The sequence below is a fragment of the Nitrosopumilus sp. genome, assembly GCA_029862745.1.
Taxonomy (GTDB): Archaea; Thermoproteota; Nitrososphaeria; order Nitrososphaerales; family Nitrosopumilaceae; genus Nitrosopumilus.
In genome coordinates this window covers 68529-82495 of the sequence record JAOTWS010000002.1, presented here as the reverse complement: position 1 = coordinate 82495, position 13967 = coordinate 68529, and the positions used below count along the sequence as shown (strand labels likewise).

22 protein-coding genes are annotated in these 13967 nt (G+C 30.2%); 8 read left to right on the top strand and 14 right to left on the bottom strand.

Translation table 11 applies throughout. The features are described 5' to 3' along the window. A complete protein-coding gene (locus OEM44_02380) occupies positions 1 to 921 on the bottom strand; it encodes a transcription initiation factor TFIIIB (protein MDH3515648.1) in 921 nt (306 codons plus the stop codon). Positions 922 to 1094: 173 nt separating this feature from the next. Then, positions 1095 to 1286 (bottom strand): DUF1059 domain-containing protein, encoded by a 192-nt coding sequence (locus OEM44_02375; protein MDH3515647.1) that lies wholly within the window; start codon positions 1284 to 1286, stop codon positions 1095 to 1097. Between the two features lie 132 nt (positions 1287 to 1418). On the opposite strand from OEM44_02375, the gene OEM44_02370 reads away from it, so the two are divergent. Next, the gene (locus OEM44_02370) at positions 1419 to 1799 is read left to right on the top strand and encodes a CrcB family protein (GenBank protein ID MDH3515646.1); all 381 of its coding nucleotides are present in this window, start codon (positions 1419 to 1421) and stop codon (positions 1797 to 1799) included. Between the two features lie 238 nt (positions 1800 to 2037). On the opposite strand, the gene OEM44_02365 is transcribed toward OEM44_02370, so the two are convergent. Then, positions 2038 to 2310 (bottom strand): hypothetical protein, encoded by a 273-nt coding sequence (locus tag OEM44_02365; GenBank protein MDH3515645.1) that lies wholly within the window; start codon positions 2308 to 2310, stop codon positions 2038 to 2040. Between the two features lie 901 nt (positions 2311 to 3211). Here OEM44_02365 and OEM44_02360 point away from each other — a divergent pair. After that, complete coding sequence (locus tag OEM44_02360; protein MDH3515644.1) at positions 3212 to 3511, top strand: hypothetical protein; 300 nt, start codon at positions 3212 to 3214, stop codon at positions 3509 to 3511. Here the strand turns inward: OEM44_02360 and OEM44_02355 are convergent. Continuing rightward, positions 3508 to 4455: a hypothetical protein gene (locus OEM44_02355; GenBank protein MDH3515643.1), complete on the bottom strand. Its 948-nt coding sequence runs from the start codon at positions 4453 to 4455 to the stop codon at positions 3508 to 3510. The two genes, OEM44_02360 and OEM44_02355, sit on opposite strands and share 4 nt — an antisense overlap. 123 nt (positions 4456 to 4578) lie before the next feature. On the opposite strand from OEM44_02355, the gene tfb reads away from it, so the two are divergent. Further along, entirely contained in the window at positions 4579 to 5484 is a 906-nt protein-coding gene (gene tfb, locus OEM44_02350; GenBank protein ID MDH3515642.1) for a transcription initiation factor IIB, read from the top strand. A gap of 30 nt (positions 5485 to 5514) precedes the next feature. Here tfb and OEM44_02345 read toward each other — a convergent pair whose 3' ends face one another. Further along, a complete protein-coding gene (locus OEM44_02345) occupies positions 5515 to 5781 on the bottom strand; it encodes a hypothetical protein (GenBank protein MDH3515641.1) in 267 nt (88 codons plus the stop codon). A gap of 112 nt (positions 5782 to 5893) precedes the next feature. Between OEM44_02345 and OEM44_02340 the strand changes: the two genes are divergently transcribed. Both OEM44_02340 and cysC read left to right on the top strand, forming a co-directional pair. Further along, complete coding sequence (locus OEM44_02340) at positions 5894 to 6436, top strand: hemerythrin domain-containing protein (GenBank protein MDH3515640.1); 543 nt, start codon at positions 5894 to 5896, stop codon at positions 6434 to 6436. A 37-nt stretch (positions 6437 to 6473) separates the two neighbouring features. Further along, positions 6474 to 6989 (top strand): adenylyl-sulfate kinase, encoded by a 516-nt coding sequence (gene cysC / locus OEM44_02335; protein ID MDH3515639.1) that lies wholly within the window; start codon positions 6474 to 6476, stop codon positions 6987 to 6989. Here cysC and OEM44_02330 read toward each other — a convergent pair. The 5 genes from OEM44_02330 to OEM44_02310 form a co-directional block, all read right to left on the bottom strand. Further along, positions 6981 to 7796, bottom strand: a complete 816-nt coding sequence (locus OEM44_02330; protein MDH3515638.1) for a 3'(2'),5'-bisphosphate nucleotidase CysQ — start codon at positions 7794 to 7796, stop codon at positions 6981 to 6983. The two genes, cysC and OEM44_02330, sit on opposite strands and share 9 nt — an antisense overlap. A gap of 10 nt (positions 7797 to 7806) precedes the next feature. Next, positions 7807 to 8016, bottom strand: a complete 210-nt coding sequence (locus tag OEM44_02325) for a hypothetical protein (protein ID MDH3515637.1) — start codon at positions 8014 to 8016, stop codon at positions 7807 to 7809. Positions 8017 to 8056: 40 nt separating this feature from the next. Further along, a complete protein-coding gene (locus OEM44_02320; GenBank protein ID MDH3515636.1) occupies positions 8057 to 8800 on the bottom strand; it encodes an SDR family oxidoreductase in 744 nt (247 codons plus the stop codon). 263 nt (positions 8801 to 9063) lie between these two features. Next, positions 9064 to 9495: a hypothetical protein gene (locus OEM44_02315; GenBank protein MDH3515635.1), complete on the bottom strand. Its 432-nt coding sequence runs from the start codon at positions 9493 to 9495 to the stop codon at positions 9064 to 9066. A 276-nt stretch (positions 9496 to 9771) separates the two neighbouring features. After that, complete coding sequence (locus tag OEM44_02310; GenBank protein MDH3515634.1) at positions 9772 to 10380, bottom strand: ELP5 family protein; 609 nt, start codon at positions 10378 to 10380, stop codon at positions 9772 to 9774. Positions 10381 to 10406: 26 nt separating this feature from the next. On the opposite strand from OEM44_02310, the gene OEM44_02305 reads away from it, so the two are divergent. After that, complete coding sequence (locus OEM44_02305; GenBank protein MDH3515633.1) at positions 10407 to 11558, top strand: aminotransferase class V-fold PLP-dependent enzyme; 1152 nt, start codon at positions 10407 to 10409, stop codon at positions 11556 to 11558. On the opposite strand, the gene OEM44_02300 is transcribed toward OEM44_02305, so the two are convergent. Further along, complete coding sequence (locus OEM44_02300; GenBank protein ID MDH3515632.1) at positions 11553 to 11810, bottom strand: Lrp/AsnC ligand binding domain-containing protein; 258 nt, start codon at positions 11808 to 11810, stop codon at positions 11553 to 11555. The genes OEM44_02305 and OEM44_02300 overlap by 6 nt on opposite strands. 76 nt (positions 11811 to 11886) lie before the next feature. Here OEM44_02300 and OEM44_02295 point away from each other — a divergent pair, with 76 nt between their 5' ends. Continuing rightward, positions 11887 to 12543, top strand: a complete 657-nt coding sequence (locus OEM44_02295) for a cyclase family protein (GenBank protein MDH3515631.1) — start codon at positions 11887 to 11889, stop codon at positions 12541 to 12543. Between the two features lie 41 nt (positions 12544 to 12584). Continuing rightward, positions 12585 to 13079, top strand: a complete 495-nt coding sequence (locus OEM44_02290) for a dual specificity protein phosphatase 23 (protein ID MDH3515630.1) — start codon at positions 12585 to 12587, stop codon at positions 13077 to 13079. A 1-nt stretch (position 13080) separates the two neighbouring features. Here the strand turns inward: OEM44_02290 and OEM44_02285 are convergent, their stop codons facing one another. The 3 genes from OEM44_02285 to OEM44_02275 are packed head-to-tail and all read right to left on the bottom strand — an operon-like array spanning position 13081 to position 13958. After that, the gene (locus tag OEM44_02285; GenBank protein MDH3515629.1) at positions 13081 to 13227 is read right to left on the bottom strand and encodes a hypothetical protein; all 147 of its coding nucleotides are present in this window, start codon (positions 13225 to 13227) and stop codon (positions 13081 to 13083) included. A 10-nt stretch (positions 13228 to 13237) separates the two neighbouring features. Then, on the bottom strand, positions 13238 to 13390 hold the full coding sequence (locus OEM44_02280; protein ID MDH3515628.1) for a hypothetical protein: 153 nt from the start codon (positions 13388 to 13390) through the stop codon (positions 13238 to 13240). A gap of 31 nt (positions 13391 to 13421) precedes the next feature. After that, on the bottom strand, positions 13422 to 13958 hold the full coding sequence (locus OEM44_02275) for a hypothetical protein (GenBank protein ID MDH3515627.1): 537 nt from the start codon (positions 13956 to 13958) through the stop codon (positions 13422 to 13424). Between the last annotated feature and the right edge of the window lie 9 nt (positions 13959 to 13967).

Genomic DNA, 13967 nt, shown 5'->3' with positions numbered 1-13967 from the left:
TCACTCAATTAGGCTTAGTGTTTTCTTAATCAAGTCTACTCTGTTTCTGATTGTAACATCACTTACTCCAGCTTCTACTGAAATTTTTTTTTGACTTATTTTTTCACCATTGATTATACATGATATGTATAATGATGCAGCGGCTTGTGCTACAGGATGTTTTCCAGCAGTAATCTGTTTCTTTTCACATCGTTTTAGTATCTCAAATGCGTCTCGTTTAGTTTTTTCTTTTAGATCCATGTTGTTTGAAATTTTTGAGATAAACGAGGAAATATCATACTGATTAAGATTCAACCCAAATTTTTTGATTATGGTTCTTAGATCTCTCGAAAGTATTCTTCTTTCAACATTTCCAGCATTTGCAATATCATCTAATGTTCTTGGGATGTTATTTTCTCTACATGCTGCATATAGTGAAGCCGAGATCAATGAAGTCATTGTTCTCCCTCTCGTCAGTTTAGCATTAACTACTTTCCTGTATATGTAGGCAGCATTTTCTACAACGTTATCTGGAATACCTAACTTTGTTTTCATTCCATGAAGCAAAGTAAATGCTTTGCTTAATGTAGCAGTCTTTCTTGATTTGCTTCTTTGATCCCATGTTCGTAGTCTATTGAATTCATATTTTGTTTTATTAGATAATGCATTTCCTGAAGAATCTTTGTTAGTCCCAATCACAGTTGATAATCCTTTGTCATACATTGTTAATGATGAAGCAGGGCCTGTTCTTGATAGTTTGATAAAATCTTTCTGAGAATAACCGTTGTTTTCATATGATACATCAGCCATATTTTGCAATAAGATAAGACCGCATCCCCCACAAACAATTTCACCCCTTTCAGAATCTGTTATTGCAGGATAGGTTTTGCAAGTATCTAGATGACACTTTACATCATAATCGTTTGAAAAATTTTCTATCACTACTAATTCACGTACGTGTTTTTGAAATAAAAACAGATTGCTTAAGGTAATTTTGTAACTAAAACTTGAATTTATAAACTGAAAATTCCTCAAATTTTCTTTATTAGTAATTTAATAATCAATATACAATGAACAACGTAATAAATGTTAAAAATAAAACAATTTGTTAAAGATTATTTTCTAATTGATTCTAAAGAATGCCCTCTATTGGTAATCATTTGAGTAACTGCTTCTATAGTATAGTCGATTCCGTGTTCTTCTTCAAAATGCATTCTTAATTTTTCAATTAGGCCTACGGTTTTTTCTTCATCTAAAATGAACTCACATTCAAAACCATAGTCTTCACATCTCAATTTCAGTGTCAATTATTCTGAAGAAAATATCAAACCTATAAAAACCATAGACATATCTTTCTGAATTAGCAATAATTAGCCATATCTATCCCAAAATTCTTTCAAATAGCACTAATAATATCAGTTAATTTGTAATCATATTAGATGAAAGGACTAGAATATGTTTTTCTTGCAGTTGGCTCTGTACTGGGAGCTTTTCTAAGATACAAAGTAACTGAATCTCCATTACTTTTTAACACATTACCTCTGAATGTTTTGATTGTAAATATTTTAGGGGCATTTATTCTTGGTATATTTGTTATAATATCACAACAATGGAATCTTGATGGAAGATACTCTCTCTTTGCAGCTGTAGGATTTTGTGGATCCCTTACAACAATGTCTGCATTTGCTCTTGATTCAAGTAATCTCCTTGAAGGCAATCATTATGGAACTCTTGCAATTAACATTATTGCCAATACTGGCTTGTCTATAACAGCATTAATTGGAGGAAAGTCATTAATGACTGTAATTATTAATCATTAATTAGAATGGTACATTCTTATCAGGTTGTAAAGTTTCAAGCAATTTCTTTTGTTCAAGGAACACATTGGTCTCAATCAGTAAGCGAAAAGGGAATTCTTTACAAATCGCTAAAAGATCCATTTTCAAAAATTATTGTGCAATCTTCCAATAACACAAAAAAATTGTACCATGTACCAAAAGACAGAACAGTTGTTATAATTAATAACACTGTACACTTTCTAGGCGAATTGGCATAAGACTATTTAAAAAATTGATCAACTTGATCTCTGTATTTTATAGCAATTTTTCCAAATTCTGAAAAATCATCTGCAGTTGGATATTTCATCTTCATTGCAAATTGATTGATAAATATCGATAGCGCACTACCTATTATTAGATTGTAAACACCATCAGCAACATTGTTTGAATATGGAAATGCAACTCTGATAAATGGTAAATATGTCTCCGTTTGGGAAATCATTAATTTAATGTGTTTTTCAACAAATTCTTCAACATCAGCTGGAATTGCCATATGACTGCTTATACATTGATTTCTTATAAACGGAACTTTGATTTTCAGGCATGATTGAACTATTTTTGGTTTCTAACAATAACTACTCATCTTATTAATTAACAAAAAATCTTCTAAAAAAGGTCTGACAACAATATCATCTATGACGTTTAGTTGGGTCGATAATAACAGATCAATTGACAATCTCAGAAAAGAAGTGGAAAAAGTATTTTCAACATTTCCAGCAATCATTTTTACAAGAAATTGTTTTTCTTTCATCTATTACATGACAAAATATATGATTCATTTTTGGAATTAATATTGTTTCTGAAATTAAGAAAAATGAGATCAAACTCAATGTGACTGAAGATTATCTAGAAGTTTCAGCAGAACACAGAAAAATCTGAGGACAAAAAGAAAACTAACTAAGAAAAGAATGTAGTCAGATATACTAATACAGAACAATAATCTCTTTAACTGAAAACATTATTGTATCTCAAATAAAAACAGAACTTTCTAATGATTTTCTAAATATCTCCCATAAAATTGAAACCTACAAAAATTCAATACAGAAAATTTATCTTGATGCAATATTTTTTTTAAATTTAACAATTTGAGCCAGATACTTTTCTTTCCCCTTTCTACTTCTAGGAAGACATCTTAATTGGCTGTTGCAACAAGGACAGATAATTCCATTATAATTTACAAATATTTCACAATAATTGTATCTTTTCTGTCCAGATGCATATCTACCAATCTGTGTGGGTTTGAGGGCTTTGTATTTTTTGCAGTTGCCTATACAATAAGTCATCAAAATCTAATGAAATTATTAAAAGATAAAATTTTTGATTGCACTGCACTCACTTTTGTAAAAAATTCTTAAATGAAATTAAATTTATACCTCAAATTCTATTTTCAACTATTGCTTGAATTAAATAAAAAAGTATTTGGAAAAATCACAACTAAAGAAATTATTGGGGCTGATCCACCTGCAATACCTGATACTGACCATCTTCTGAAAAATGAATTTACAATTTTACTTGAAGATCTTAAATCACAACCGCAAGAAAATCTTGAAAAACTCTTAGAGAAACAGAAAATTGCTGAAGCACACATTAACAGCAGACCTGGTGCTATGGCTCTGGCTCAAGACAAAATTCAGCTTTTTAATGAATACAATAACAAGTATATTCAAATAATTCAAGAAAAACTCAAATCCTAAAGTTTTTTCTTTTTTGAATGCTTTTTACTAGAACTTTGCTTTCTTCTAATAATTAATGAGATTATCGTGCCTGCAGGGATTCCTATGATTGTTCCAAGACTCACATATGGCGCAATAAAGAAATCACCAATCCAAATTCCACCATCTACAGTTAATTCCATGAATGTCCTAGGTCGTAAAACTACTGAAACTGTCTGCGAATCTTCTTTTTTATTCCCAATGTCATCTGTATATGTTACAATAATTTCAAATGGTAATTTGTATTCTGAATTTACTTCTTTATTTGTTGTAATAATTTGTGATGTGATTTCAATAGGGATATTTTTTTCTATTTTTGAAAATGTATGTGATGTTTCTCCTCTTAATTCAATATCTTTTGGTGTGATTATCTTTATGTTAACATCTGTAATATCTATGTTTTTTGATAACACTTCAACTGTAATTGGAAATTCAGCATTTGCAAAAATTGACTCTGGAATTTTTGTATAAACTGTTACAGTAGGATCTTTTTTTATTACAATTGGAATTGCAATATCATGATAAATTGTAGGTTCAGGTGTTTTGTTATTTGTAGCATGAACCTGAGAATATTTCAAATTAATAAAATGAACACCAGAACTTGAATTACTTGGAATTAACAAATCAATATTTCCACCATATGTTCCACCTTGAGTAAGTTTATCAATAGTGATACTATCTGATATTCCTGCAGCTAAAACTTTGTCTTGACTAGAGAAAATTAATGAAATATCTTGTTTGTCTTCCCATCCGTTATTTTTTATCCAAACTGAGATACTATACTCTCTTCCTGCTATGATTTCATTTGGATACGTTATCTCAATATCCATACCACCTTCCAAATTATGAGTAATTGTAGCTGCGTAGGAATTAGGTACTAGAAAAAACAAGAAAACTAGCATTGGCATAATCCAAAGAAAATTCATGCTCTTATTATGGAGAACTCCATTATGACTATTCTGTGTATTTTAGACTCGATTTTTGCTCAAAATTTAAAGAAAAAAGTTGTTGATTAATAAATAACATCAATTCAGTCACCTAGAATCAATATGGTAAGCAAAACAAAAGAACTATGCCCAAGATGTGCTCAGGGTAAATTAGTTACTGATAATGAATCTGGTGAAATGTTCTGCTCTAAATGTGGATTTGTAATTAATGAAAAACTACAAGAGACAGGACCTGAATGGAGATCCTTTGCTCAGGATGAAGGCGGTAATAAAGCAAGATCTGGCGCACCAACATCATTAACAATGCACGATATGGGTCTTGCAACAATTATCAATCCTGTAAACAAAGATGCATCTGGAAGACCACTAACAGCATCAATGAAAAGTACAATTGAGAGACTAAGAACTTGGGATAGTAGAAGTCAAGTTCATGAACCAGTTGATAGAAACTTTAGACAAGCATTTAGTGAATTAAACAGATTAAAAGATAAACTAGTAATTTCTGATGCAGTAATTGAAAAAGCAGCTTACATTTATAGAAAAGCACTTGAAAAAGGTCTTGTTCGAGGACGTTCTATTTCAGCTTTAATGGCATCTGCACTTTATGCTGCATGTCGTGATACTGCAACTCCAAGAAATCTAAAAGATGTAGAAGCAGCAGCAAACATCAAAAGAAAAGATATTGCAAGATGTTACAGATTATTGGTCAAAGAACTTAATTTGAAGATGCCAGTAACTGATTCAATTCAATGTGTTGCAAGAATTGCAAGCAGAATTGGAATTGCTGAAAAGACAAAAAGATATGCAATGAAAGTGTTAAAACTTGCACAGGAAAATGAAGTATCAGCTGGAAAGGATCCAATGGGCTTAGCTGCAGCAGCACTATACCTATCCTGTGTCAAAACTGGTGAGGACAAGACTCAACGTGATATTGCAGAAGCTGCTAATGTTACTGAGGTAACTATCAGAAATAGATACAAAGGCCTCAAAGAATCACTTGATTTATGATTTCTTTTCATTGAATCTTTTTTTATATGCTTAACAATCAAGGGGGGCTATACTATTACTCTTAGAATCATCAAAAATGCGACATCTGGATGCCTGTTTTTTAAAGAATGCTTCATCAGCCACACCCAAAAAAATTACTACTACTGCTGCAAGTAATATTACATGAACTGAAACGATTGATCCATCTTGAATAGATAACATGCCTATGAAATTTTGTAATTCAATTAATTTATCTAAAATTGTAGTATAATCTAAATTAGATATTAAAATAACATATCCTCTTGTAATCAAATTCAAAATAGATAAAACTATTAAATCTATTAGTGAGTCAACCTAAATTAAAGATAATTTAGTCAATAATTACAAAGCTATAATTGATTTTAAATAACATATACTGAAAGACAACATTATGAGTGCAACAAATCAACTTCGTGCAGATCATGATCAAGTTCGTCGACTAGAAAAAATAGTATCGAAATGTGCAGATGAACTATACAAAGGAACAAAAATTCCATTTTCAGATCTGACAAAAATTACAATAATAATTTCAGAATTTGTTGATTCCATTCACCATTCAAGAGAAGAAGATTCTTACTTTCCATGTGTTGCAAGTTATGATACATTAAAAGAAGAAATTCGAAAATTTATGATAGAGCATGAATTTGGAAGAAATATTGCTCGACAAATATTCCATCATTTAAAAAGATGGAAAGATGGGGAAGATGCACAAGAACCTGTATCGAGATATTTGAGAACATATGCTATTTTCCTAAATGATCATCTTAACAAAGAAAATAAATTCTTTGATGATGCAGAAACAAACGTCTTATCAAAAGAAGAAGAAATTGAAATGTATGAACAATATAGATCAGTTTTTGCAATAGTAAAAAAAGTGGAAGAATTGATTGCAGAAATTGATTATTTAGAAAATCAATCTTGGGCTGTAAATTAACGTAAGCTCTTTATGTGTTACTCAGATAATTTCATTTATGAAACCTTTTGTTCTTTGGATGACTGGTCTTCCTTGTTCGGGAAAGACTAGCATTGTAAAAGATTTACAAAAAGATATTCCAAATTTGGCAATGCTTGACGGTGATGAATTAAGAGAATGGTTCTCACCAAAAGATTTTTCAAAAACAGGACGTGATGAGCACAACAAAAAAGTTGCTCATTTGGCTAAGCTTTTACTAAAGCATGGTGTTCCAAGCGCCGTATCTCTGGTTTCTCCATATGTTGAGAATAGAGAAAATGCAAGAGAGATTATTAATGCAGGCGTTCAATTTGCAGAATGTTATGTAAAATGTTCACTTGAAAAATGTGAAGAAAGAGATGTCAAAGGCATGTATGCCAAAGCAAGAAAAGGAGAAATTAAAGGATTTACTGGAATTGATGATCCCTACGAAGCTCCAGAAAAAGCAGATTTAGTAATTGACACTGAACACAAATCTCTTACAGATTGTGCAAAACAAGTAAAGGACTTCCTTATCGGAAGAAACTTACTCTAATTTTTTAAATTCTTTTACTATTTTATCATGGATTAATCCATTTGTTACTAGAATTCCGTTTAGATGATGTATCTCTTTGTTATTGTATGTAATGTCATTACCTAACATATCCGTCATTTTTCCTCCAGCTTCTGAAATTATTGAGTATGATGCAGCCGAATCCCATTCTTTCATTTTATTTGTGGTGGTGATATATGCTTCTGCTTCACCAGAACTAATTTTTCCAACTTTTAATGAGCTTCCTATACTTGTGAATTTTTTAACTCCTAATTTTTTGATAAATGCTTTCTCTTTGTCTGATAAATGATGTCTTGAACCAACTGTTCTACATTTTTCTAGTTCAGTTACTCTAGTTACCGATATTTTTTTCCATTCATTATGAGAATATCTAAATGAACCGCTCCCTTTCTGTGCAACAAATATTGTATTTTCTGTAGGCCAAGCAATCACACCAAGAATTGGCTTTTTATTTTTTATCAATGCAATCATAACTGTAAATTCTCCTGTTTTATCAATAAAATCAGAAGTTCCATCAAGTGGATCTACAATCCAAATCATATCTTTTGACAATCTACTTAGATCATCTTTATCCTCTTCAGACAAAATCATATGTTCAGTTTGTGAAAGAATACTTTTGATTATCTCATTACTTTTAAGATCTGCATCTGTAATTGGAGAATCATCATTTTTTGTAGATATTTTATAATCTCCCAAATAAATTTCTAAAATTGCATTTCCTGCCTCTTTTGCAGCCTTGATAGCAAGATCTAATTCGGGAATTTTATCAGAAATGGGTATGTCTTTCAATTAAAACTACCTAAGTTGTTAATTCTGGTTTTAATGTCCAAACAATACCTAGAACAATAAATGGAATTGACATGATTCCTATGATACCCAATATAGTGTTAAATTGAGATTCTGATACCTCTGGATTATTTACTATCCATGGTAATGGTAATGTGATTAATACCCAAATAATTCCTAAAAGTATTAACAATTTAGCTTTTGCTTTTCTATTGCTTATCATGCCTTGCTGTATTCCATAGTTATATTAAATCCATGTGAATTCATTTTATTGATTCTCCTCCATCTACTGTAAGTATTGCACCTGTAGTCCAAGATGCATCATCTGATGCAAAATATAGTACTGCTTTTCCAATCTCTTGTGGTTGACCAATTCTCCCTATTGGGTGCTCGTTATCCATGAATTCTTTATCTTTTTGAGTTTTCAAAAATGGTTTTGTCATGTCCGTGTCTACTACTCCTGGGCAAATACAATTCACCCTAATCTTGTCTTTTGCATATTCTAATGCCCAACATTTTGTTAGTAAAATTAACGCAGCTTTTGAAGCAGAATATGCATCAGCATTAAATCCTTGATATGCTTTTAACCCTGCATCAGATGAAATGTTGATTATTGAACCAGATGTTTTTTGTAAGTATGGAATTGCCTCTTTCGTAAATCTAAATTGTCCTGTAAGATTTACATCTAAAACTTCATTCCATTCATCCTCATTAATTTCGTGTAATTGTTTTATCTTTGGAAAAATTCCAGCATTATTTACTAGAATATCCAATTTTCCAAATTTCTTAATTATTTTCGTTACAACATTTTTTACATCATTTGTATTTCTAATATCAGATGTAATCCCAATTGCATTAGGAATTTCTGATGCAGCTTTTTCTAACCTTTCTTGATTTTTTGACGTGATAATAACAATGGCCCCATTTTCTGATAAAATTTTTGCAGTTGCAAACCCTATTCCACGACTTCCCCCAGTTACTAGAGCAATCTTTCCTGATAGTTTCAATAGTTTTTAGATGAAAATTCGTAATTTATAGATCCATTAGACTAATACACAAGCATAAAATTTTACATAAAACCTTGTTAATTATTATAAAATTTAATTTAAAATTTTAAATACTTAAATTTCCAACAGTAATTAATGTCGAAGGATATAATTCTTATCGACTAAAACTGCGTAGCCCCGCAGAACAAAAAAGTAATCAGTCGTTTTACGAACTGAAAGAGAGGAAATCTCTCACTGATCTGCAGTAAAGGGGTATACGCCTCTTAATTTTCTAAAATATCCACTGATACAGAACCCATTAATTTTCCATTTGGATTGATAGTTATTGATAATTCTTGCATTTCAGAAACAAAAATGGTTTTCACTCCATCATATTCCCAAGTAAAATATTCTGAAATTCCAGTTTGATGAAGAGTACCTTTAAGATGAAAATCTTGTGAAAAATTAAATTTTTCACCTGACAGTGTGACTGATAAAATATCTGGACTGCTACCATTGGGTACAAATCTAAACAAATATTCTCCCTTATCGATCACAAATGAATCTGTAAAAACCCCATTAGAATATAGATTGGGATTTGCAAGAGTTATGTGAAATACTATTGTATTCTCTCTTTCAATAGGATCTGATAAAAAATTTATTATCAAAATTCCAACTACAATAATTATGGGAATAATAATAATTTTTTTATTCATTACAGCAAATTGTTAATTCCATTATAAAAATAAATTCTGATTGTATCTAAAACTTTTAGTTCCCTCTAATTCTTTTCAATATCTATATTTTTTAATTTCATCACTATTCAAAGATCATTAAACTCGTTCTTTCTTCAACATCATAAAATTAAACCATTATTTTTTTGATGTCTTCATCATCATTTTTTTATAAGTAAAATTATTTTATATTTCGCAAATATTATTTATTTTTTAAATCCTATTTAGAATTTTTTGATAAGTTCGAAAATAAGTATTTTATTCTCTTTTGGAAGTTTTTGAATTTTTATCTATTTTTTCAATATTAGTGATTGTTATAGTTTTGTCTATTTTTTTCAGAAAATAAACTCCTGTTTTTCCTGATTTGATTATCTGTTTTCCTCCTGGTGACAATATCCATTCATTTACCTCTTTTTTTCTTGCCATTGCTGTTACTATAACTGAAGTTCCAACGTGTTTTCCAATAGATGAAATCAACATTATACATGAATTGACAAATATAGCAGATTCACGATCCTCAAACATGTTGTAAACTCCATTAAATGAATCAATTACAACAAGAAATTTTTTTTCAGATGCCTTTGTAATAATTTCTGCTAATTTTTCTTTCCAATCTGTTTGATTAGGACAAACAATTATCACATTCTTCTTCTTCTGAATCATTCCAGATTCAATATACCCAGAATAAAGTAAATCGAAATCTACAAAAATAACAGGTTCCTTAACTCCATTGATTAATCTATTTAGAAATTCTGCTTTATGGAAAGACTCTGAGCATAAAACTATGCTTGGATTATTTTGTTCAAATTCATTTTGGATATATGTTAAATCATTGTCTAAAACTTGCTCAGGATTTTTATCCAACACCATTTTAACATTTTACAGATATAATAATGAATTTAGCATCAAAAGATATTTCAGATGATTTTGAACATTCTGAAAAAATCTATCTAAATAATGCCTCTATCTCTCTTATGCCCTTACAAAGTATTGAAGCAATGAATGATTTTCTAAAGACATACAATTCAATTGGACCTGATTCCAAAGAGTCAGAACCATTTATTACTGAAAAACTAAGGAATGTAAGAAAAATAATTTCAAAAATAATCTCTTGTCAACCTGATGAAGTTATTCTTACTCAAAGCACAACTGATGGAATCAATATTGTGGCAAATGGTCTTTCTTTTAATGATAAATCTAATATCGTGATTCGTGGAATGACACATGAACATCATGCAAACTTTTATCCATGGATTAAATTAAAATCTAGAATTTCGGTAAAAAGTCTTCCTATAGATGATAATGGTTTTTTCAAATTAGATGATTTACAATCATCCATTGATGATAATACAAAATTAGTATCTCTAAGTCATGCATTATACAATACTGGTTCCATTATACCTGTAGGTAAAATAGGAAAAATTCTTCATGGTAGAGTACCATTCTTTATAGACAGTGCGCAAACTATTGGATGTATAATAGATACTGATGTATCTAAAATTCAATGTGATTTTATGTCATTTAATGGATCTAAATGGTTATGTGGTCCGATGGGAACTGGTATATTTTATTGTAATCGAAAGTCAAGTGAACTATTAGAACCAATCACTATTGGTGGTGAATCTGCAATTATGTATGGAGATTCAAATCTTGCTTTCAAACAATTACCTGATAAATTCCAAACTGGTTTTAGAAATTATGTTGGGATTGTTGGATTAGAATCTTCTGTAAATTATTTGCTAAATTTTGGAATAAAAAATATTCATCAAAAAAATCAATACATGTCAAATATTCTAAGAGAAGAATTATCAAAAATTCCAAATATTACTTTGTATGGACCAGATGATCCAAATGCTAGAACCAGCATAGTATCTTTTAACATTAAAGGATTTGATTCACAGGAAATTGTAGATAAGCTTGAAAAACAAAATATTGTTCTGACTGTTAGAGAAATTATGAAAAAAAATATTGTACGTGTATCACCCCATTTCTTTAATAATGAATCTCAAATACTGCAGGTGATTGATGCAATAAAGAAACTATAGTTTTTCTTGTTCTTCTATTACCATCATAGTCAATGTAGATTGAACTTTACTAATTTTTCTGACCTTGTTGGTGATAATTCCTCTAAGCTTTTCTGCATTATCTGAGGATAATTTTAATACAATATCATATACACCGTATACTCCTTGAACCTCAAATTTGATACCCTCATTAGCAAGAACTTTTTTCACTTCATTGATAATTGATTCATCTGATCCCAAGTCAGAATTTAGTAGAACATATGCTGTAGGCACATGAAGTTTTTCATCAAACAGTATTTAACCTTTCATAGTTCAAAGATTGATTAATTACTAATAACCCCACTCTGATGTGAAACCGATAGATATTACACTCACAATATCTAAATCACTTCCAAATTTTCCAGGATCCCCAAAACCACAATTCATCGTTTGGTCTGATATCAAAAATAACGGATATAATCTTGAATTATTATTCTTTAGTTCACATACTGGTACGCATATTGATGCACCATATCATTTTGTTAAAAACGGTCTAAAAATTCACCAAATTCCGCTTGATAGACTCCTAGGAAAAGCCATTCTCATAAAACTCAAAAAAACTAAAAATAAACCTATAACAAAATTAGATATTATTTCATTCGAAAAAAAGAATGGTAAAATTCCTAACAATTCCACTGTTTTCTTCTTTACTACATGGCAAAAAAATCTATACCAAAGTAACTACTTTACTGAAAATCCTGGATTGTCATTATCGTCAGCTAAATATCTTGCATCAAAACAAATCAATCTTGTTGGTATCGATTCTCCTAGCATAGATCTGGGAAAAGATAAATCGTATAGTGTTCATCACATCTTATCAAAAAACAATATTTTGATAGTAGAAAATTTGTCAAACTTGAATAAAATCTCATCAAAAGAATTCTATTTTACCATTTTACCATTAAAGATCAAGGATGCAACGGGATCGCCTGTAAGAGCGATAGCATCACCATTCGCATCTGCTTAATTTCGTAATACTAAAAATATGGAGAAATATCTTGATCTGATATGAGTAAGCCTGGAAATATCTGGAGAAAGGTACATGGAAAAATTACAAAAAAGCCAACTAACTTCTCATGGTTAATTGAAGAAAAATTAGCTGGATCAGGTATTCCAACAAGTTTTGATGAATTTGAATGGCTTCTAAATCAAGGTGTAAAATCGATTATAACTATGACTGAAAATGCTTTACCTAATGATTGGGTAAATAATATTGATTATCTACATGTTCCTACTCCAGATCTTACTGCTCCTGATATGGATAAGATAGATTTAGCAGTAGATTTTATCCATGAAAAAATAAAAAATGATCAAACAGTAATGGTACATTGTGCTGCGGGAATGGGGAGAGCAGGAACAATTCTTGCATGTTACTTTGTAAAATATGAAAAGTTTTCAGCTATTGATGCAATTAATAAAATTCGAGTTGCAAGACCTGGTTCTATTCAGTCAGAGGTACAAGAACTAGCTATTGGATTTTACGAAAAACATGTAAAAAATTAGTTTAGACAAATTCTGAAACTAATTCACCATCTATAATTTTAATCTTCAATATCTTATTTTCTTGAAAAATTAAAGTTATTCCACCATCCGAATCAGGTTCTTCTACTTTTACAAGTTCTAACATTTTGATTTGATCAAATTTTTCCATTCATGTTCACCTATTCTGGTATTGATACGGTCTCAATTTTTCCATTAACAGATTTGATGAACAAAAACCTGTTGTCTTTAAAGATAAAGGTAATGCCCTTTTCTTTATCAGGTTCTTCTACTTCTAATACTGGTTGTCCTAAAAGACCATCATATTTTGCCATGTTAATTATTCCAAAAATGTTACTTATATCCCTAATTGATTGTTATCTCAATTTCATTGGAACTATTTTTTATATTTCCAGTTTCAGTATAATCATGTTTTTGCCATGATGCAAATACTTCAGATCCAATCTTGTGTTTACCTTTTCCTAAATCTGATGCTTTGAATAGAAATTTCTCATTAAAATCAAATAATTCTTGTTTTACCTCCTCTTCGGAAAGTCTAATAAATGGCTCAAAATTTTTGGCTATCTGAACCCAAATCCTTCTGTTTTTCATTGGATTGACAAGCTTTGGATTTCTTGTCCAAAAGATCGATGCCTTTCTATAAGTATCAATAGTTCTGCCTAGTTCTTTCTTCCTAAATCCACCAGATATCAATTTTATACCATACTTCATTTTAAAGGAAACATCATTGTTATTGTATGCTTTTGTCCAATTTACCTCGTTAAATGCGTCTCTAATACCGCCTTCAACTGAAAATTGGACATAAATTTCAACATTTTCATCAAATGAGTACTCATCCTTTGAATTTACTAATTTGATCTCTGAAATCTTACTTTCTATCATATACTTCCT